Annotated in this window: 16 protein-coding genes and 1 other annotated feature; of the genes, 9 read left to right on the top strand and 7 right to left on the bottom strand. The window is 66.2% G+C overall.

Annotated features, from left to right (window positions below; genetic code table 11):
* The first annotated feature begins 8 nt into the window (after nt 1-8).
* Nucleotides 9-488, top strand: a complete 480-nt coding sequence (locus tag SOM18_RS00535) for an EF-hand domain-containing protein (protein ID WP_031439903.1) — start codon at nt 9-11, stop codon at nt 486-488.
* Here the strand turns inward: SOM18_RS00535 and trmFO are convergent.
* Nucleotides 424-1,791, bottom strand: coding sequence for a methylenetetrahydrofolate--tRNA-(uracil(54)-C(5))-methyltransferase (FADH(2)-oxidizing) TrmFO (gene trmFO / locus SOM18_RS00540; RefSeq protein ID WP_031439904.1), 1,368 nt, complete (start codon nt 1,789-1,791; stop codon nt 424-426). The genes SOM18_RS00535 and trmFO overlap by 65 nt on opposite strands.
* Before the next feature lie 58 nt (nt 1,792-1,849).
* On the opposite strand from trmFO, the gene SOM18_RS00545 reads away from it, so the two are divergent.
* Together SOM18_RS00545 and SOM18_RS00550 are read left to right on the top strand one after the other, a co-directional pair.
* The gene (locus SOM18_RS00545) at nt 1,850-2,281 is read left to right on the top strand and encodes a DUF488 family protein (RefSeq protein WP_031439905.1); all 432 of its coding nucleotides are present in this window, start codon (nt 1,850-1,852) and stop codon (nt 2,279-2,281) included.
* Between the two features lie 173 nt (nt 2,282-2,454).
* Nucleotides 2,455-2,510: a sequence feature (sul1 is cis-regulatory element that is thought to sense ions involved in sulfur or methionine metabolism; They are found in Alphaproteobacteria), on the top strand.
* Between the two features lie 71 nt (nt 2,511-2,581).
* On the top strand, nt 2,582-4,063 hold the full coding sequence (locus SOM18_RS00550) for a SulP family inorganic anion transporter (protein WP_031439906.1): 1,482 nt from the start codon (nt 2,582-2,584) through the stop codon (nt 4,061-4,063).
* Nucleotides 4,064-4,161: 98 nt separating this feature from the next.
* On the opposite strand, the gene SOM18_RS00555 is transcribed toward SOM18_RS00550, so the two are convergent.
* The 4 genes from SOM18_RS00555 to yaaA form a co-directional block, all read right to left on the bottom strand.
* Nucleotides 4,162-4,512: a DUF952 domain-containing protein gene (locus SOM18_RS00555; protein ID WP_031439907.1), complete on the bottom strand. Its 351-nt coding sequence runs from the start codon at nt 4,510-4,512 to the stop codon at nt 4,162-4,164.
* Nucleotides 4,509-7,289, bottom strand: a complete 2,781-nt coding sequence (gene gyrA / locus SOM18_RS00560; protein WP_192008611.1) for a DNA gyrase subunit A — start codon at nt 7,287-7,289, stop codon at nt 4,509-4,511. The genes SOM18_RS00555 and gyrA overlap by 4 nt, the downstream gene beginning before the upstream one ends.
* Nucleotides 7,290-7,487: 198 nt before the next feature.
* Complete coding sequence (locus tag SOM18_RS00565) at nt 7,488-8,174, bottom strand: SDR family NAD(P)-dependent oxidoreductase (RefSeq protein ID WP_031439909.1); 687 nt, start codon at nt 8,172-8,174, stop codon at nt 7,488-7,490.
* Nucleotides 8,171-8,920 (bottom strand): peroxide stress protein YaaA, encoded by a 750-nt coding sequence (gene yaaA / locus SOM18_RS00570; RefSeq protein WP_031439910.1) that lies wholly within the window; start codon nt 8,918-8,920, stop codon nt 8,171-8,173. The genes SOM18_RS00565 and yaaA overlap by 4 nt, the downstream gene beginning before the upstream one ends.
* 163 nt (nt 8,921-9,083) lie before the next feature.
* Between yaaA and SOM18_RS00575 the strand changes: the two genes are divergently transcribed.
* A complete protein-coding gene (locus SOM18_RS00575) occupies nt 9,084-10,376 on the top strand; it encodes a hypothetical protein (RefSeq protein WP_031439911.1) in 1,293 nt (430 codons plus the stop codon).
* 100 nt (nt 10,377-10,476) lie between these two features.
* Here the strand turns inward: SOM18_RS00575 and SOM18_RS00580 are convergent, their stop codons facing one another.
* On the bottom strand, nt 10,477-10,944 hold the full coding sequence (locus SOM18_RS00580) for an Lrp/AsnC family transcriptional regulator (protein WP_031393257.1): 468 nt from the start codon (nt 10,942-10,944) through the stop codon (nt 10,477-10,479).
* A 195-nt stretch (nt 10,945-11,139) separates the two neighbouring features.
* Here SOM18_RS00580 and SOM18_RS00585 point away from each other — a divergent pair, with 195 nt between their 5' ends.
* From SOM18_RS00585 to SOM18_RS00595, 3 genes are read left to right on the top strand one after another with little or no spacing between them, the layout of a single operon-like run.
* A complete protein-coding gene (locus SOM18_RS00585) occupies nt 11,140-12,957 on the top strand; it encodes a sensor histidine kinase (protein ID WP_031439912.1) in 1,818 nt (605 codons plus the stop codon).
* Nucleotides 12,954-13,940 carry a polysaccharide deacetylase family protein gene (locus tag SOM18_RS00590; protein ID WP_031439913.1) on the top strand — a complete coding sequence of 329 codons (987 nt, stop codon included), beginning with the start codon at nt 12,954-12,956 and terminating at the stop codon, nt 13,938-13,940. Before SOM18_RS00585 ends, SOM18_RS00590 begins: the two co-directional genes overlap by 4 nt.
* Nucleotides 13,941-13,984: 44 nt before the next feature.
* Complete coding sequence (locus SOM18_RS00595) at nt 13,985-14,503, top strand: DNA-3-methyladenine glycosylase I (RefSeq protein ID WP_042466697.1); 519 nt, start codon at nt 13,985-13,987, stop codon at nt 14,501-14,503.
* A gap of 22 nt (nt 14,504-14,525) precedes the next feature.
* Here the strand turns inward: SOM18_RS00595 and SOM18_RS00600 are convergent, their stop codons facing one another.
* Nucleotides 14,526-14,795: a hypothetical protein gene (locus SOM18_RS00600; RefSeq protein WP_031439915.1), complete on the bottom strand. Its 270-nt coding sequence runs from the start codon at nt 14,793-14,795 to the stop codon at nt 14,526-14,528.
* 131 nt (nt 14,796-14,926) lie between these two features.
* On the opposite strand from SOM18_RS00600, the gene SOM18_RS00605 reads away from it, so the two are divergent.
* Both SOM18_RS00605 and lepA read left to right on the top strand, forming a co-directional pair.
* On the top strand, nt 14,927-17,143 hold the full coding sequence (locus SOM18_RS00605; RefSeq protein ID WP_320481150.1) for a VacB/RNase II family 3'-5' exoribonuclease: 2,217 nt from the start codon (nt 14,927-14,929) through the stop codon (nt 17,141-17,143).
* Nucleotides 17,144-17,214: 71 nt separating this feature from the next.
* Complete coding sequence (gene lepA, locus SOM18_RS00610) at nt 17,215-19,038, top strand: translation elongation factor 4 (RefSeq protein WP_031439917.1); 1,824 nt, start codon at nt 17,215-17,217, stop codon at nt 19,036-19,038.
* Nucleotides 19,039-19,042: the final 4 nt, after the last annotated feature.

Here is a 19,042-nt window from a genome sequence, read left to right on the forward strand (position 1 = left end):
GACCGGGGATGTGGCGATACCTGACGGGTGGCGCGGCGCTGATCGCGCTGATCGGTGCGGCGATACTGGGTTTTGGCGGCAAGGTGCGATCCGGGCCAGTGCTGGCGCCACAACCGACCGCGCAGGCGCAGACCAAGGCACAGGCGGATGGCGGGACCGATCCTTTGCCGAGCATGGCACCGCGTGCGACCGATGCAACGCGCGAACAGCGGCGATTTCAACGGTATGACAAGGATCGCGACGGCGCGGTGACACGCGACGAATATCTGGTCGCGCGGCGCAAGGCCTATACGAAGCTCGACGTCGATGGCGACGGGCGGCTGTCGTTCGACGAATGGGCGGTCAAGGCGACGACCAAGTTCGCCGGTGCGGATGCGGACAAATCGGGCGCGATGACCGCGCCCGAATTCGCCACCACCGCGGTCAGGCGGAAGCCGTCGTCTCGGGCTGCCTGTCCGCCGGTTCCGCCGTCGTCTGAGGAGAGTTGAGCCACGCCGCCAGCGCCGCGCGGCCACGATCGGTGTACATCCGCTTGCGATCGGTCTTTTTAGTGCGGCCGGGGATCGGCGGGAACAGCCCGAAATTGACGTTCATCGGCTGATAGGTCTCGGCCTCCGCCCCACCGGTGATGTGGCCGAGCAACGCGCCGAGCGCGGTCGCAAAGGGTGGCGGCGTCAGCGTCTGGCCGGTCAGTTCGGCGGCGGCGAACCGGCCCGCGAGCAGGCCGATGCCGCAGCTTTCAATATAGCCCTCGCAGCCCGTGATCTGCCCGGCGAAGCGGATGTTCGGCCGCGATTTCAGCCGCAGCGTCGCGTCGAGCAGCTCGGGCGAGCGGATGAAGGTGTTGCGGTGCAGGCCACCCAGCCGTGCGAACTCGGCATTCTCCAGGCCGGGGATCGTGCGGAACAGCCGGACCTGATCGGCATGCTTCAGCTTGGTCTGGAAGCCGACGATGTTCCACAGCGTGCCCTGCGCATTGTCCTGGCGCAGCTGGACGACCGCATAGGGCCAGCGCCCGGTCTTGGGATTGTCGAGCCCGACGGGCTTCATCGGGCCATAGCGCAGCGTGTCGACGCCGCGCTCCGCCATCACCTCGATCGGCATGCAGCCATCGAAATAGGGCGTGTCCTTCTCCCAGTCCTTGAACGGCGTCTTCTCGCCATCGACCAAGCCCTGATGGAAGGCGAGATACTGGTCCTTGTCCATCGGGCAGTTGATGTAATCTTTGCCCTCGCCCTTGTCCCAGCGCGAGGCGAACCACGCCGTCTCCATGTCGATCGAGTCGCGGTGGACGATCGGGGCAAGCGCGTCGAAAAAGGCGAGCGCCTCGCGGCCGGTTTCGGCGCCGATCCCGGCGGCGAGCGAGGCGGCGGTGAGCGGGCCGGTGGCGATGATCGTCGGGCCGTCGGGCAGCGCGTCGATACGTTCGCGAACGAGCGTGATGTTCGGATGCTGGTCGATCGCCTCCGTCACGCTGTTCGAGAAATTGTCGCGGTCGACCGCGAGCGCGGAGCCCGCGGGGACGCGGTGGATATCGGCCTGGCGCATGATCAGCGAGCCGAGCGTGCGGAGTTCCTGGTGGAGCAGGCCGACTGCGTTGCTCTCCGCATCGTCCGAGCGGAAGCTGTTCGAGCAGACGAGCTCGGCGAGGCCGTCGGTCTGGTGCGCGGGCGTGGCTTCGCCGCTGCCGCGCATTTCGGAGAGGCGGACCTTGAGGCCGGCTTCGGCAAGCTGCCAGGCGGCTTCGGATCCGGCGAGGCCGCCGCCGATAACATGGATGTCGTGGGTCATTCCCGCCAGATAGCGCCGGACGCTTGCCGTGTCAGCGGTCCAATCCCACTTCGTTCTTATGAAGATCTTCACGATCGGCTATGAAGCCACCACGATGACGGACTTTCTTGCGGCGCTGACGCGGGCCGGGGTCGAGCGGGTGATCGACGTCCGCGCGCTGCCGCTGTCGCGTCGGCCGGGATTTTCAAAGACGTCGCTTGCGGCATCGTTGCGCGAGGCGGGGATCGATTACACGCATCTGAAGGCGCTCGGGACGCCGAAGCGCGGGCGCGACGCGGCCAAGAAGGGTGACGTCGCAACGCTGACCGCGGTGTATGACGAACAGCTGGAACTGCCCGAGGCGCAGGCGCAGGCGGCGATCATGCTCGCGCTCGCGGCGGAGAAGCCGAGCGCGCTGCTGTGTTACGAGCGCGACCCCTGCCATTGCCACCGGACCCTGCTGTTGCAGGCGGTGGGCGAGGGGGCCGAGGTGGTGGACCTGTTTACGTGATTTTCGGGAACCTCATTTATTCGCCATCCTGACGAAAGTCAGGATCTAGAGCCAGGAACGGCGCGGTTTAGTAACTCTGGATCCTGACTTTCGTCAGGATGACGGGGTTGTGGAGGAAGAGTGGCAGACCGTGTTGCAATGCAGCACCTGATCCGCTAGCAGGCCCGCATTCGCTTGGACCCGGTGCAATTCCGGGTGGCTATTCCGGCCGCCGATCCGCCGGACAACGCAACGACGCCATTTTGAACACCCGCGACCGACAGGGTCGCCGCGGTTCGTGCGTCCTATGCGGACACATCCATGACAATTTCTGCTTTTTCTCGTTACCGCGCCGAGTGGTATAGCGGCCCGACGGCCGCGCGGCGTGACATTCTCGCCGGCATGGTGGGTACTTTCGCGCTGATCCCCGAGGTCATCGCCTTTTCCTTCGTCGCCGGCATCGATCCCGAGGTCGGCCTGTTCGCCTCGTTCGTGATCGGCATCGTCATCTCCTTTGCGGGCGGTCGCCCCGCGATGATATCGGGGGCTGCGGGGTCCGTCGCGCTGGTCGCCGCCGCGCTCGTTCATGCGCACGGGCTGCAATATCTCCTCGTCGCGACGATCCTCGCGGGCATGCTGCAGATCGCGTTCGGGCTCGCCAAGCTCGATGTGCTGATGCGGTTCGTCTCGCGCTCGGTCCATGCGGGGTTCGTCAACGCACTCGCGATCCTGATCTTCTCGGCTCAGGTGCCGCAGATGGTGGGGGTCAGCTGGCAAGCCTATGCGATGATCGCGGGCGGGCTTGCGATCATCTATCTCGTGCCGCGGGTCTCGAGTGCGATCCCGTCGCCGCTGATCTGCATCGTCGTGCTGACCGCAATCGCGATGTGGTTTCCGATGCCGCTGAAGACGGTCGGCGATCTCGGGCGGCTGCCCGATTCGCTGCCGTCGTTCGGCTTGCCCGACGTGCCGCTCAGCTGGGATACGCTGCGCATCGTTGCCCCCTATGCGCTTGCGATGGCGGCGGTTGGGCTGCTCGAATCGATGATGACCGCCAATGTCGTCGACGAGCTGACCGAGACGCGCAGCTCGAAGGCGCGCGAATGCACCGGGCTCGGGCTCGCCAACATCGCCGCGGGCGCGTTCGGCGGGATCGCCGGGTGCGGGATGATCGGCCAGACGGTCGGCAATGTCCGCTATGGCGGCACCGGACGGCTTTCGACGATGGTCGCCGGCGTGTTCCTGCTCGTCGTGATGGTGCCGTTGCGTCCCTGGGTCGCGCAGGTGCCGGTCGCGGCGCTGGTCGCGATCATGATCATGGTGTCGATCAGCACCTTCTCCTGGGGGTCGCTGCGCGATCTGGTGCGGCATCCCAAGGTGTCGAGCGTCGTCATGCTGGCGACGGTCGTCGTCACCGTTGCGACCCACGACCTGTCGCTCGGCGTCGGGGTGGGCGTGCTACTGAGCGGCGTGTTCTTCGCGTGGAAGGTCACGCGGATGATGGACGTGGCGGTCGAGTACGACGCGGCGAGCGATACGCGCATCTACAGCGTGACGGGGCAGGTGTTCTTTGCCAGCGCGGATATCTTCGCGGACCGTTTCGACCTGCGCGAGGAGGCCAAGCATGTGCGGATCGACCTGACGGGGGCGCATCTCTGGGACGTCACCGCGGTCGGCGTGCTCGACGATGTGGTCGCCAAGCTGCGGCGGCATGGTGCGGTGGTCGAGGTCGTCGGGCTGAACCAGGCGAGTGCGGTGCTCGTCGACCGACATGCGCCGTTGATGCGCGATCTGGCGGCGTGATCGGGTAGCGGGGGCGGATAAACGACGGTCGTCGTTGCCGCCCCCTCCGTCAGGCTCTGCCTGCCACCTCCCCCGGGCGGGGGAGGATGGTCACGGCTTCAGCCGGCTACGGGCAGCTTAACCTGGCCGGCATCGTCGCGTTCGAGCGGGCTGTAGGACAGCACCGTCTCGAGCAGCAGTGGACCGTTATAGATGTGCGGGAAGAGCTGGCCGCCGCGCGACTCTTCCCATGTCACGTCGTCGCCGATCGCTTCGAGATCGACTGCGGCGACGTACAGGTCGGACTGGCCGGTGAAATGCTTGTCGACCGTCTCGGTCAGCTGCGCCGCGGTCGACAGGTGGATATAGCCATCGGCCAGATCGACCGGCGCGCCGGCGAAGCTGCCGCTTTCCAGCGACGCCAGCTGCTCGCCCGTCAGCACCTTGTAGGCGATAGGGTCGCGGCTCATTCGCCGTCCCCCTGGCCTTCGGTCGGATCGCCCGCCGCCGTGTCCTCGCCGATCGTCGCGCCGGTGTCGGGCGCCAGCTCTGGCGTTGCGTCAGCCAGGTTCACTTCGGCGTCTTCCTCGGTCTCCTCGATCCGCGCGGCCGAGACCACATGCTCGCCCTTCGCCACGTCGAACAGCTTCACGCCCGCCGAGTTGCGGCTGATGACGCGCAGTGACGCGAGCGTCGTGCGGATCAGCTTGGCCTGGTTGGTCACCAGCATCAGCTGATGGCCCTTGGCCGCGGCGAAGCTCGCCACGACCTGACCGTTGCGCGCGATGTTGTCGATGTTGGTGATACCCTGACCACCACGCCCCGTGCGACGATAGTCGTACGCGCTCGACAGCTTGCCATAGCCGTTCTCGCAGACCGTCAGGATGAACTGCTCGCGGTCCTTGAGATCGTTGTAGCGCTCGTCGCCCATCCCGTGATCGCCCTCGCGCTCGCCCTTCCAGGGGGCGAATTTGAGATACGTCTCGCGCTCTTCGGGCGTCGCGCCGACGCGGTGGAGGACCGACAGCGAGATGACCTCGTCGTCGCCCTTTAGCGTCACGCCGCGCACACCTGTCGAGGTGCGGCTCTGGAACTCGCGGACGTCGTCGCCGGCAAAGCGGATCGCTTTTCCGAGCCGCGTCGCGAGCAGGACATCGTCATGCTCGGTGAGCAACGCGACGCCGATCAGCTTGTCCTCGGAGCCTTCTTCAAAACGCATCGCGATCTTGCCGTTCGACGGCACGTTGGTGAACGCGTCCATCGCGTTGCGGCGCACCAGCCCGCGCTGCGTCGCGAACATCACGTGCAGACGGCTCCACTCGCCCAGATCCTCCGGCAGCGGGAGCACGGTCGAGATCGTCTCGCCCGGCGCCAGCGGCAGCAGGTTGATCATCGGGCGCCCTCGGGTTGCTGGACCACCCTCGGGCAGGCGCCAGACCTTGTAGCGATAGACCTTGCCGAGGTTCGAGAAGAACAGCACCGGCGTGTGCGTCGAGGTGACGAACAGCTCGGTGACGACATCCTCGTCCTTGGTCGACATGCCCGCGCGGCCCTTGCCGCCGCGTGCCTGAGCGCGGAACGTGTCGAGGCTGGTGCGCTTGATATAGCCCTGCATGGTCACGGTGACGACCATGTCCTCGCGCTCGATCAGATCCTCGTCGTCGATGCCGTTGGCGGCAGCGGCGATCTCGGACCGGCGCGGGGTCGCGAATTCGTCGCGGATCGCGATCAGCTCGCCGCGCATCACCTCGTACAGCTTGGCGCGGTCGGCGAGGATGTGGAGCAGTTCGGCGATCGATGCCGCGAGCGTCTTCAGCTCGTCGCCGATCTCGTCGCGGCCGAGCGCGGTGAGGCGGTGCAGGCGAAGATCGAGGATCGCGCGGACCTGCGGCTCGGACAGCTTGTAGATGCCCTCCTGCTGCTTGTCCTCGACCGCCTCGACCAACGCGATGTACGGCGCGATTTCAGCGACCGGCCATTCGCGCGCGAGCAGCTTGCCGCGTGCTTCGGCGGGGCTCGACGATCCGCGGATGATGCGGACGACTTCGTCGAGATTGGTGACCGCGATGACGAGGCCGAGCAACAGATGCGCGCGCTCGCGGGCCTTGGCGAGCTCGAACTTCGAGCGGCGCGTGATGACCTGTTCGCGGAACGTGATGAACGCGCCGATGATGTCGCGCAGGTTCAGCAGCTCGGGGCGGCCGCCGCGGATCGCGAGCATGTTGGCGGGGAAGCTCGACTGCGCAGGCGTGTGCCGCCAGAGCTGGTTGAGTACCACGTCGGGGGTCGCGTCGCGCTTCAGATCGATGACGATGCGCACGCCCATGCGGCTCGATTCGTCGCGAATGTCGCTGACGCCTTCGATGCGCTTGTCCTTGGCGGCTTCCGCGATCTTCTCGACCAGGCCGTTCTTGCCGGTCTGGAACGGGATCTCGGTCAGGACGATCGAACGGCGATCACCCTTGCCCTCTTCGACGACGTGGCGCGAGCGGACGATGATCGAGCCGCGGCCGGTCTCGTAGGCGGACTTGGCGCCTGCGCGGCCGAGGATGATCGCGCCGGTCGGGAAATCGGGACCGGGGACGATCTCGAACAGTTCCTCGGTCGTGATCGCGCCATTGTCCATATAGGCGAGGCACGCGGCGATCACTTCGCCGAGGTTATGCGGCGGGATGTTGGTCGCCATGCCGACCGCGATGCCGCCGGCGCCGTTGACGAGCAGATTGGGGAAGCGCGCCGGCAGCACCGACGGCTCGCGCTCCGAGCCGTCATAGTTGGGCGTGAAGTCGACCGTGTCCTTGTCGAGATCGCCAAGCAGCGCGTTGGCGACCTTGCCGAGGCGTGCCTCGGTGTAGCGCATCGCCGCGGGTGGATCGGGATCCATCGAGCCGAAGTTGCCCTGACCGTCGATCAGCGGCACGCGCATCGACCAGTCCTGGGTCATGCGGGCCAACGCGTCGTAGATCGAGCTGTCGCCGTGCGGGTGATATTTACCCATCACGTCACCGACGATACGCGCCGACTTGCGATAGGGCTTGCCCGCGACGAAGCCGCTTTCGTGCGCGCCATAGAGGATGCGGCGATGAACGGGTTTCAGGCCGTCACGGACGTCGGGGAGCGCGCGCGCGACGATCACGCTCATCGCATAGTCGAGATAGCTCGACTTCATCTCGTCGACGATCGAGATGGTGGCAATGCCGGCTGGCTCGCCGCCGGTGGGTTCGGCGAGCATGGTCTCGTCGGTCAAATCTGAAGGCTTTCGGCTTGTTTCGGTACGATGACACACCTTAGCCGAGGGGGGACCACCTTACTACCCCCGCGCACGCGTACGCGCGGGGAGAGGAGAGGTTTCATCGGTATTTGCGGGTGATTGCCGGTTGTCGGCACGATGCGTTTTACCATCGTTCGCCGGGGTGACGGACTTCAAGGCGGGCGAAGGCCCGGGTCAGGGGGTAATCTCGACCCCGTCCCAGGCGAACAGCTTCCCGCTGTCGGGCGCACGGAGGCCGTCGATCACGTCGAGCAGCTGGACCGCCGCCCGGTCCGGCTTGAACAGCGTGCCGGGCGTCACATTGCCCTGGAACGGCTGCGACAGGCCGGTGTCGACCGTGCCTGGATGCAGCCCGACGACGATGCCGCTCGAATTGCGCCGCTTGTCCTCGATCGCGATCGTCCGGACGAGCTGGTTGAGTGCCGCCTTCGACGCGCGATAGCCGTACCAGCCGCCGAGCTTGTTGTCGCCGATGCTGCCGACCCGCGCCGACAGGACCGCGAACACGATCCGCCCCGCCTTGGGCATCGTCGGCAGGAAATGCTTGGCGACCAAAGCGGGACCGATCGCGTTGATCGCGAAGTTGTGCGCCATCCATGCCGGATCGAGATCGCGTATCGCCTTTTCAGGCCCCTTGTCGCCCGCATGGAGCAGGCCCGTCGCTACGATCACGAGCGTCGGCGATCCGACCTTCGTTGCAGCCGCGACAATGCTCGCTTCATCCTCCAGGTCCAGATGGCGATCACCATCGGCCGACCGCGAGAAGCCGTGGACGGCATCGGATGTGCCCTCGTCGCGCAGCGCCTCTTCCAGCGCTTTGCCGATCCCGCCCGAGGCGCCGATGACGACAGCGCTGCTCATCGGCGAACGAACCGCCACTGCGCGTCGGTACTGCCAGCCGCGTCATAGGCATAGCCGTCGGTGTCGAAGCCCTTCATCCCCTCGATTTCGTCGATGCGGTGCTCGAGCATCCAGCGCGCCGCCATCCCTCGCGCCTTCTTGGCGTGGAAGCTGACGAATTTCTGGGCCTCCCCCTCGCGGAAATCGAACGCGACGACGCGGATCCCGGCGGGCAGCTTGCCATCGGCCGCCGCCCAATATTCCTGGCTGGCGAGATTGAGGATCGTCCCCGAGCCTTCGGCCTCGACGTCCTCGGCCAGAAGCTTTGCGATCCGATCGCGCCACCAGTCGGTCAGCTTCTTCTGACGGGGCGCCCAGCGAGTCCCCATTTCGAGCCGATAGGGGCGCATCGCGTCGAGCGGTCGGAGCAGGCCGTAGAGCCCGGAGAGCATACGCAGATGATCCTGCGCATAGTCCACCGCCGCCTCGTCGAGCGTCTTCGCGTCGAGCCCGGTATAGACGTCGCCCGCGAACGCGAACAGCGCGGGGCGTTCGGGCAGCGTGTCGAAATCGCCGAACCGGTCGGCATTGAGCTTCGCGAGCGCCGGCGAGATGTGCATCAGCTCGCTCAGCCGCTTCTGCGTCAGATGCGCCGCCGCATGCGCGAGCGTCGTCGCCTCGTCGGCGAACCGCGGCTGGGTGGGGGTGACGGAGGGCAGGGCGGTCTCATAGTCGAGCGTCTTGGCGGGCGAGAGGACGGCGATCATGCGGGTCACCTAGCCGTGCAACCCGGCGCGTTCAATCGGCGTTCAGTGCGCGGGACACATAAGGCGTGTCTTCACCCTGATTCCCGCTGCTTGCTTGAACGCAATCGGCCACACCCATATAGCGTCGCGCCAAGTCGCAGATACGCACGAGGAGAGTTCCCGCATGAAGACCATTTCGAAACTCGCACTGGCCGCGGTGCTCGCCACCGGGGTGAGCGGCATGGCACTTAGCGTTCCGGCCATGGCCAAGGACAAGAAGGAAGAGGCCAAGGGCGGTCTCAAGCTGAGCCCCGAGGTCCTGAAGGCCGCGCAGGTCGCACAGCCCGCGATCGCCGCGAAGGATTTCGCCACCGCAGAGCCCGCGCTCGCGCAGATCGACGCAGCCGCGAAGACCGACGACGACAAATATATCGGCGCTGCGCTGCGCTATGATCTGGAACAGCAGAAGCTGGCCGCCGCACAGGCCGCCAACCCCAATGCTCCGATCAACGAGACGGTCCTGGCGGGGCCGCTCGACGTGCTGATCGCCAATCCCAGCACGCCTGCCGACATGCGCGGGCGCTACACCTATCGTCGCGGCGCGCTCGCGTTCAACGGCAAGCAGTATCCGGTCGCGATCCAGTATTTCCAGAAGGCCAAGGCGCTCGGCTTCACCGATCCCAACCTCGACCTCCAGATCGTCAAGGCGAAGATGGAAAGCGGCGACGTGAAGAGCGGCCTCGCCGATCTCGACGCGTCGGTGACGGCATCGACCGCGGCCGGTCAGAAGGCACCCGAGGATTTCTATCGCTATGCGATCAGCAAGGCCAATGCCGCCAAGCTGAAGCCGGAGACCTTCGCCTGGCTGCAGAAATACGCGGTCGCCTATCCGTCGCCCAAGACGTGGCGCGACGTGATCGTGACGTTCGGCCTCCAGCAGAACGGCGTCGTCACGCTCGACGAGACGCAGAAGATCGACCTGTTCCGGCTGATGCGCCAGACCAAGTCGCTGGCCGATCAGAACGACTATCTTGAATATGCGGACAGCGTGAACCGTCGCGGTCTGCCGAGCGAGGCGCAGGCCGTGCTCAAGGAAGGCATGGCTGCGGGCAAGATCCCTGCGACCAACACCATGGCGAAGACCCTGCTGGCGGATACCGGCACGGCGATCCGCAACGACGGCCCCTTGTCCGGGCTCGAGAAGAAGGCCGCGAGCAACGCCGATGGCAAGCTGGCTGCCGGCACTGCTGACGCCTATCTGGGGCAGGATAACTACGCCAAGGCGATCGAACTCTATCGCCTCGCGCTCAGCAAGGGCGGTGTGAATGCCGACGACGTCAACCTGCATCTCGGCATCGCGCAGGCGAAGTCGGGCGACAAGGCTGGTGCGGCGACCTCGTTCGCGGCCGTGAAGACCACGCCGCGTCTGGAGACGGCGCAGCTCTGGACGGCCTGGATGAACGCTCCCGCCGCCTGAGCGGGTCGCAGAAATGGAAAAGGGGGCGGCAGCGATGCCGTCCCCTTTTTTTGTGCCCCGCGTCGGAGGGGTCGCCGCGGATGCGGCGTTGAGCTTGAGTCTAGTCGAGCGTGACGGGAATGCCGGACAGCGCCTTGGCGGTGCGGATCGTCAGCGAGGTCTTCACGCTGGCGACATTGGGGGCAGGGGTCAGGTGCGTGGTCAGGATTTCCTGGAAGCTCTTCAGGTCGGCGGCGACGATCTTCAGGATGAAGTCGATCTCGCCGTTGAGCATGTGGCACTCGCGGATCTCGGGGATGTCGGCGATGTGCGTTTCGAACGCGGCCAGGTCGTGCTCGGCCTGGCTGCGGAGGCTGACCATCGCGAAGACGGTGATCGGGAAGCCAAGGCGGCCGGCGTCGAGGTCGGCATGATAGCCGCGGATCGCGCCCGCTTCTTCCAGCGCTCGGACGCGGCGCAGGCATGGCGGCGCGGTCAGCCCGACCTGGTCTGCTAGGTCGACATTGGTCATCCGACCGTCGGCCTGCAGAAGCGACAGGATCTGACGATCGATCCGGTCAAAACTCATTACGTGTAACTCCCATGAAACGCGTCAAACACGGCGATCGACCCTCCATAGCGATAAGATTGTTGCGGCGAAACGCAATTGTCCCACATCGCCACGGCATAACCATGCACGCCAATTCTGTTGTTCCTTCCAAGGCCGCGTCGGGGTATGACACCTTGATGACGCAGGCGGTGCAGCGTCCATTCGGGGAACTCCGTGCGCTTCGACGACAGCCTGAAGACCGTGCTATCTGCCGACATGGCCACGGATTTCGGTGCTCAATCGGCGTGGCGTCAGATGGTCGACCTGATCGGACGCGGGCGTAGCCCGGCCGATGCTGAGTCGCTGGAACGGTTGCAGGCGCTGCGCAAGCTGGTCCCCGACACGGTTCGCGCGGCAAGCGCGCGCGCGCTGGCGTTCGCGAAGCCCGATGTCGCACTGGTAAGGTTTTTTGCCGAAGACACCTTGGCGATCGCCGCCCCCGTGTTGCGGACTGCGATGCTGCCTGCGGATGACTGGCTTGCTCTGCTGCCTCAGCTGACCCCGGCGGGCCGATCCGTCCTGCGGCATCGGCGAGATCTGCCCGAACCCGTCTGTCGCGGTCTTGAGAGTTTCGGGTCGACCGATTTCGTCCTCGCGCATCATCCGGCCCCATCCGACGTTGCTCCCGCGATCAACCCCGGCGCAGAGGTGCAGCTTTCTGTCGATGACGCGGTGCACGCACCTGCCGTCGAGGCTCCAGCGGAATCACCGTCCTGTCCGACCATGCCGCGCACCGCGTCGCCCTTTGTCACGCTCGGCGCGATCGCGCGCGGTCTGCCGGTCGTGGCCGAAGCGCTGCGCCACGTGGCGGTACCGGCGACCGACGCCGCGCCCGAGCCCGTCGCGAAGCCCGAGCGGTTCGAGATTTCCGACCTCGTCAAGCGAATCGACGCGTTCAATCGCGACCGGATCGTGCCTGACGCGACGGACTTTGCCGCGGAGGTTGCCGACAGCTTCCGCTACGAAACCGATCCGACGGGCGTGATCCGCTGGGTCGATGGTGTTTCGCGCACGGCGCTGGTTGGCGCCTCGCTGGCCTATGCCGCCGTTCAGGGTGAGGTTCAGATCGACGGAGTCGCGGCAGGCGCCTACCGGCGGCGCTCCGCCTTCGACGCGGCGCGGCTCCAGATTGGCGGTTTGTCGAGCGCTGCCGGTGCATGGCGTATTTCGGGTGTCCCGGCCTTCGATCCCGCATCGGGGCGGTTTACCGGGTTTCGCGGCACCGCGCGCCGGCCGCGCCGCGACGAGGTCGCGTCGCTCGGTGAGCCGTTGGCCGCGCCCAAGTCGCCGGTTTCCGATTCGTTGCGGCAACTGGTGCACGAGCTGCGCACGCCGACCAATGCGATTGCGGGCTTCGCCGAACTGATCGAGACCGAATTGCTCGGCCCGGTCCCTGCAACCTATCGCGAACGCGCGGCGATGATCCGCAGCCAGGCGTCCGAACTGCTGGCCGCGATCGAGGATCTGGATACCGCGGCACGGATTGAAGGCGATGCGCTCGAACTGCGCCCGACGATCGTGCCCGTCCTGCCGTTGCTCGACGGCGTGGTGCGTGACCTCGCACCGCTGGCGGCGTTGCGCGGCGCCCAGGTCGTCATCGATCCGTCGGCGGCCCATTGCGACATCGCCGGTGACGACCTTGCGGTCGAACGGCTGGTGGGGCGCCTGCTGGCGACTCTCGTATCGGCCTGCAGCGCGGACGAGATGCTGATGGTCGCGGTCCTGTGCTGCGGCGATACGGTGGCGCTGCGCTTCGATCGGCCTCGCGCGATGGCGGTGCACGACACGAACATCCTGCTGAGCATCGACAACGACCGCGGTCACGAGCGCGATGGCGCGCCGTTGCTGGGCACCGGATTTGCGCTGCGGCTGGCGCAGAATTTTGCGGTCGAACTGGGTGGGCACATGGCGTTCGAGTCCGAACACATCATCCTCACGCTACCCGCCGTTGCGGCCGAACGGATGGAGCGCGTTCTCGACCGGTTTCGGTGAACGACGCGCGGTACAGGCTGGCTTCACCGCCGGAGCCCATCGTCTGGCGGCCGGGTTTCGGACCGCGCTACACGGTGTTCGTCGATGTCGAGGAGCAGTTCGACTGGACCGCGCCGTTCGAGCGTACGCGACATTCGACGAGTGCGATGGCGGCATTCCCCAAGGCGCATGCGCGGTTCCGCGAGCAGGGCGTCGCGCTGACCTGTCTGGTCGATTATCCGATCGTCGACGATCCCGCCGCCGTCGAGATCCTGCGCGACGTGGTTGCCGATCGCCGGTCGGAGATCGGCGCGCAGTTGCACCCCTGGGTCAACCCGCCCTTTGGTGAGCCGCTGACGCCGGCGATGAGCTTTGCGGGCAATCTTCCCCAAGGCCTCGAAGCCGCGAAGCTCCGCTCTCTCACGAATGCGATCGCCACGGCGTTCGGTCGACGCCCGCGCGCGTATCGCGCCGGTCGCTACGGGGTTGGCCCGGACACGTTCGCGACACTCACGGCGCTCGGCTATCGCCTCGATAGCTCGGTCCGGCCCGGCTATGACTATTCAGCCGAGGGCGGGCCCGACTTTTCGTCGAGCGACCCGCGTCCCTGCCGCCGGGGCGCGCTCCTCAGCGTGCCATTGTCGACGCTGTATGTCGGCGCGCTGCGTGGTGGCGGCGCGGGACTGTACCGCGCGCTGGGGCGAGTGCCCTATGCGCGCGGTGTCGCGTCGCGACTGGGCCTGCTGTCGCGGGTCGCGTTGACGCCGGAGGATATGCCGATCGGCGTCGCGCTGGAGGCGGTGACGATCGCCGTGGGCGAGGGGGTCGAACTGCTCAACTTCGCGTTCCATTCGCCGTCGCTCGTCCCCGGCAATACGCCCTATGTTCGCGACGCCGCCGATCTGCGCACGTTCCATGCCTGGTGGTCGGCGATGCTGACCCGGCTCGACCGGCTGGGCGTGCGCAATGCGTCGCTCGACGACATCCTGGAGAATGCCCTGTGACGACGCACCCTTCGCGCTGTGGCTGGGCGGGGCATGATCCGCTGATGTGCGCCTATCACGACACCGACTGGGGCGTTCCCGAACGCGACGGACGCGCGCTCTGGGAGAAGCTGATGCTCGACGGTTTCCAGGCGGGACTTGCCTGGATCACCGTGTTGCGCAAGCGCGAGGCGTTTCGCGCCGCCTTTGCCGGGTTCGACCCGGAACAGGTCGCGCGCTTCGACGAGGCGGACATCGCCCGGCTGATGGGGAACGCCGGCATCATCCGGTCGCGGGCCAAGATCGAGTCGACGATCGGCGGCGCGCGTGCGGTCCTCGCGATGCGCGAGGCGGGTCTGGATTTCGCGACCTATTGCTGGTCGTTTACCGATGGCGCGGTGTTGCTCGGCGACGGTGCAAAGCTGGTCACGCAATCGGCATTGTCGGCCCAAATCGCAGCCGATCTCAAGAGTCGTGGGTTCAAGTTCGTCGGTCCGACGATCGTCTATGCCTGGATGCAGGCGGTAGGCATCGTCAACGACCATGAAGCGACGTGCTTCCGACGCGCGGAGCTCGGCGGCTAGAACGCGACAGCTCGGCGCGTGGTCAGAACGCGCGCCGGTGCTTTCCGCCATAGCGACGGCCGATATAGTCGCCGATATGCGCGACCTCGATCGCCGCTTCGCGCACTGCGCCGTTCTGGCAAGGCATCGGGTCGCTGGCCGGTTCGGCGGCGCGGCGCTGGACCGTGGCGCAAAGCTCCTCGATGTCGGCGCGCGACAGGATGTTCTTCTCGCGCAACAGGCAGATCAGGCTTTGCAGGATGACGAGGTTCTTGTCCTCGGGATCGGCTTCGAGCCGTAGCGGCGTCGTCACTGTCTCTCTCCTTATGTTTATCCGGAGATGATATGCTCATGAGGTTCAGGCGCAAGGATTGATTTTCGCCGTGTTGCAAAGGCTTGCCGGTAACGGGTGACGCATCGCCCAACGCACCCTATCTGGTGGGGATGTACAAACCGAAAGCCGGTCTTCCGACCCGCCAGCAGATCCTGGACTTCATCGCGTCGTCGGACGTCCCAGCGGGTAAACGCGAGATCGCAAAGGGCTTCGGCCTGAGTGCGCAGGACAAGATCGGACTGAAGGCGTTGCTGAAGGACATGGCGGACGAGGGGCTGATCGACAGCGCCCCCGGCCGCGCGTTCCACAAGATGGGCGGCGTGCCGAAGGTCACCGTGCTGCGGATCGCCGACGTCGACGATGCCGGCAATGTCTGGGCGGTCCCCGAGCGCTGGGAGGCCGAGGGCGTGCCACCGCCGCGGCTGCGCGTGCGCGAACGCAAGCGCGGTGCGCTGGGGGTCGGCGAGCGCATCCTCGCGCGGACCGAGGAGGCCGGCAATGGCTGGACCGCGCATCCGATGAAGGTACTTGCCCCCGCGTCCGAACAGGTGCTGGGCGTGCTGCGCGAGGAGGCGGGGCGGCTGTGGCTGACCGGCGTCGACAAGCGCGAGCGGCGTGAGTTCGCGGTTGCCGATGCCGGCGGCGCCGCGCCGGGCGATCTGGTGCTGGCCGAATTGGCCGGCAAGCCGCCGCGGATCGCCGCGCGGGTCGTCAACAAGCTGGGCGACCCGTTCGCCGCGCGCAGTTTCTCGCTTATCGCGATCCACAAGCACGGCATCCCCGACGTGTTCGCGGTCGAGGCGATCGACGAGGCCAAGTGCGTCGCACAGCTCCCGCTCGGCGACGACCGTGAGGATCTGCGCCACCTGCCGATCGTCGCGATCGACCCGGAGGATGCGCGCGATCATGACGACGCGGTCTGGGCGCAGGCGGACGAGGATCCGGCCAATGCCGGCGGCTGGAAGGCGATCGTCGCGATCGCCGATGTCAGCTTCTACGTGCGGCCGAAGTCGGAGATCGACCGCGAGGCGCGACGTCGTGGCAATTCGGTCTATTTCCCCGACCGCGTCGTCCCGATGCTGCCCGAGATACTGTCGGCGGACGTCTGTTCGCTGAAGGAGGGCGAGGATCGGGCCGCGCTCGCCTGTCACCTCGTGATCGGCAAGGATGGGTCGCTCAAGTCGTGGCGCTTCACCCGCGCTGTGGTGCGGATCGCGGCGAACTTGGCTTATGAGGAGGCGCAGGCGGCGATCGACGGGACGCTGGCGCTCGACATGACGGAGACGGTGCTGAAGCCGCTCTGGGGATGCTGGGCGTCGCTGGCGAAGGCCCGCGATGCACGAGCGCCGCTCGACCTCGACCTGCCCGAGCGGCGGGTGGTGCTCGACGAGAAGGGGCGGATCATGTCGGTCGCACCGCGCGAGCGGCTCGATGCGCATCGGCTGATCGAGGATTACATGATCGCCGCAAACGTTGCCGCGGCCAAGGCGCTCGAGGGCAAGAAGGCGCCGGTCATGTACCGCGATCACGAGCCGCCGAGCCGCGAGAAGCTGGCAGCGCTGAAGGATTATCTCGAGACGTTCGGGGTGCCGTTCGCGCTGGGGCAGGTCATCCGTCCAGCGACGTTCAACCATGTGCTCGAGCGGATCGGTGACGCCGACTTCCGGCCGCAGGTGATGGAGCAGGTGCTGCGCACGCAGACCCAGGCCTATTACAGCCCCGCCAATCACGGGCATTTCGGGCTGGGGCTTGGCAGCTACGCCCACTTCACCTCGCCGATCCGCCGTTATGCCGATCTGATCGTGCATCGATCGCTCGTCGCGGCCTATGGCCTGGGGGCAGGCGGTCTGCCTGCCGAGGATGCAGCCGGGATGGAGGCAATCGGCGAGACGATCAGCCGGCTCGAACGCCGCGCGATGGAGGCCGAGCGCGACACGATCGACCGCTATGTCGCCTCGTTCCTCTCCGAACGCGTCGGCCAGATCATGGAAGTGCGGATTACCGGCGTCACCAATTTCGGATTCTTCGCGACGGTCGAGGGAATCGGCGGCGACGGACTGATGCCGGTGCGCGACCTTGGCGGCGAGTATTTCCGTTTCGACGAGGCGGCGCGGACGCTGGTCGGCGAGGACAGCGGCGACGTCTATGCGCAGGGGCAGATGCTCGACCTCAAGCTCGCCGAGGCGAACCCGGTATCGGGCGCGCTGCGCTTCGAAATGCCCGAGGGGAAGGGGGCCGCAGGACCGGCACGCGCGCGCAAGCCGGGCCGCGAGATCAAGCGGCGCGGGCGTCCGGCGAACATCCGGCACCAGGGAAAGCGACGCTGATTGTGATTCCCGTTGCCACGGATGATGCGGAAGCTTTGGCATAAGCCCGGCGAGGTGCTAACGGCGCGCGCATGACGACCGAATTGTCCCGCATCCGCAACTTCTCCATCATCGCGCATATCGACCATGGCAAGTCGACGCTCGCCGATCGACTGATCCAGCAAACCGGCGGCCTGACCGCGCGCGAAATGTCCGAGCAGGTGCTCGACAACATGGACATCGAGAAGGAACGCGGGATCACGATCAAGGCGCAGACCGTGCGCCTGGCTTACCGCGCGAAGGACGGCGAGGATTACGTCCTCAACCTGATGGACACGCCGGGGCATGTCGATTTCGCCTATGAGGTGAGCCGTAGCCTCGCCGCGTGCGAGGGCGCGCTGCTCGTGGTCGACGCGGCGCAGGGCGTCGAGGCGCAGACGCTCGCCAACGTCTATCAGTCGATCGAACATGATCACGAGATCGTGCCGGTCATCAACAAGATCGATCTTCCCGCCGCCGAACCCGAGAAGGTCCGCAAGGAAATCGAGGACGTGATCGGCATCGACGCGTCCGGCGCGGTGCTCGCATCGGCCAAGTCGGGCATCGGCATCGAGGACATCCTCGAGGCGATCGTCACGAAGATCCCGCCGCCCAAGGGCGATCCGGAGGCACCGCTGAAGGCCATGCTGGTCGACAGCTGGTACGATCCGTATCTCGGCGTCGTCATCCTCGTCCGCGTGATCGACGGCATCCTGAAAAAGGGCCAGCAGATCAAGTTCATGCAGACCGGCACGATGCATCTGGTCGACCGGGTCGGCTGTTTCCGCCCCAAGATCGAGCAGCTGACCGAACTCGGCACGGGTGAGATGGGCTTCATCACCGCGCAGATCAAAGAGGTCGCGCAGACGCGCGTCGGTGACACGATCACCGATGCGAAGCGGCCGGCGCTGGAAGCGCTGGCGGGCTTCAAGGAAGTCCAGCCGGTGGTGTTCTGCGGCATGTTCCCGGTCGATGCGGCCGAGTTCGAGAAGCTGCGCGAGTCGATCTCCAAGCTGCGCCTCAACGATGCGAGCTTCTCGTTCGAGATGGAGACGTCAGCGGCCTTGGGCTTCGGCTTCCGTTGCGGGTTCTTGGGCCTGCTCCATCTGGAGATCATCCAGGAGCGCCTGACGCGTGAGTATGACCTCGACCTCATCACCACCGCACCGTCGGTGGTCTACGAGATCGAGCTGACTCACCCCGATCCCGCGGGCACGACGCATATCGAGTTGCACAACCCCGCCGACATGCCCGAGCCCAACAAGATCGCGACGATCAGCGAGCCTTGGATCGAGGCCACGATCTACGTCCCCGACGAATATCTCGGCAGCGTCCTCAAGCTCTGCCAGGACCGCCGCGGGATCCAGAAGAACCTGACCTATGTCGGCGGCCGCGCGCAGGCGACCTACGAGCTGCCGCTCAACGAGGTCGTGTTCGATTTCTACGACCGGCTGAAGTCGATGTCGAAGGGCTATGCGAGCTTCGACTATCACCAGATCGGCTATCGCGAGGGCGACCTCGTCAAGATGGGCATCCTGGTCAACGAGGAGCCGGTCGACGCTCTGAGCATGATCGTCCACCGCGGCACCGCCGAGGTACGGGGTCGCGGCATGGTCGAGCGGCTGAAGGACCTGATCCCGCGTCACCTGTTCAAGATCCCGATCCAGGCAGCGATCGGCGGCAAGGTGATCGCACGCGAGACGATCAGCGCGATGCGCAAGGACGTGACCGCCAAATGCTATGGCGGCGATGCGAGCCGCAAGAAGAAGCTTCTGGAAAAGCAGAAGAAGGGAAAGCTGAAGATGCGCGAATATGGGTCGGTCAGCATCCCGCAGGAGGCATTCATCGCCGCGCTGCGGATGGGCGACGACTCCTGATCGG

Source organism: Sphingomonas sp. CFBP9019, from assembly GCF_034045155.1.
Lineage (GTDB): Bacteria > Pseudomonadota > Alphaproteobacteria > Sphingomonadales > Sphingomonadaceae > Sphingomonas > Sphingomonas aerolata.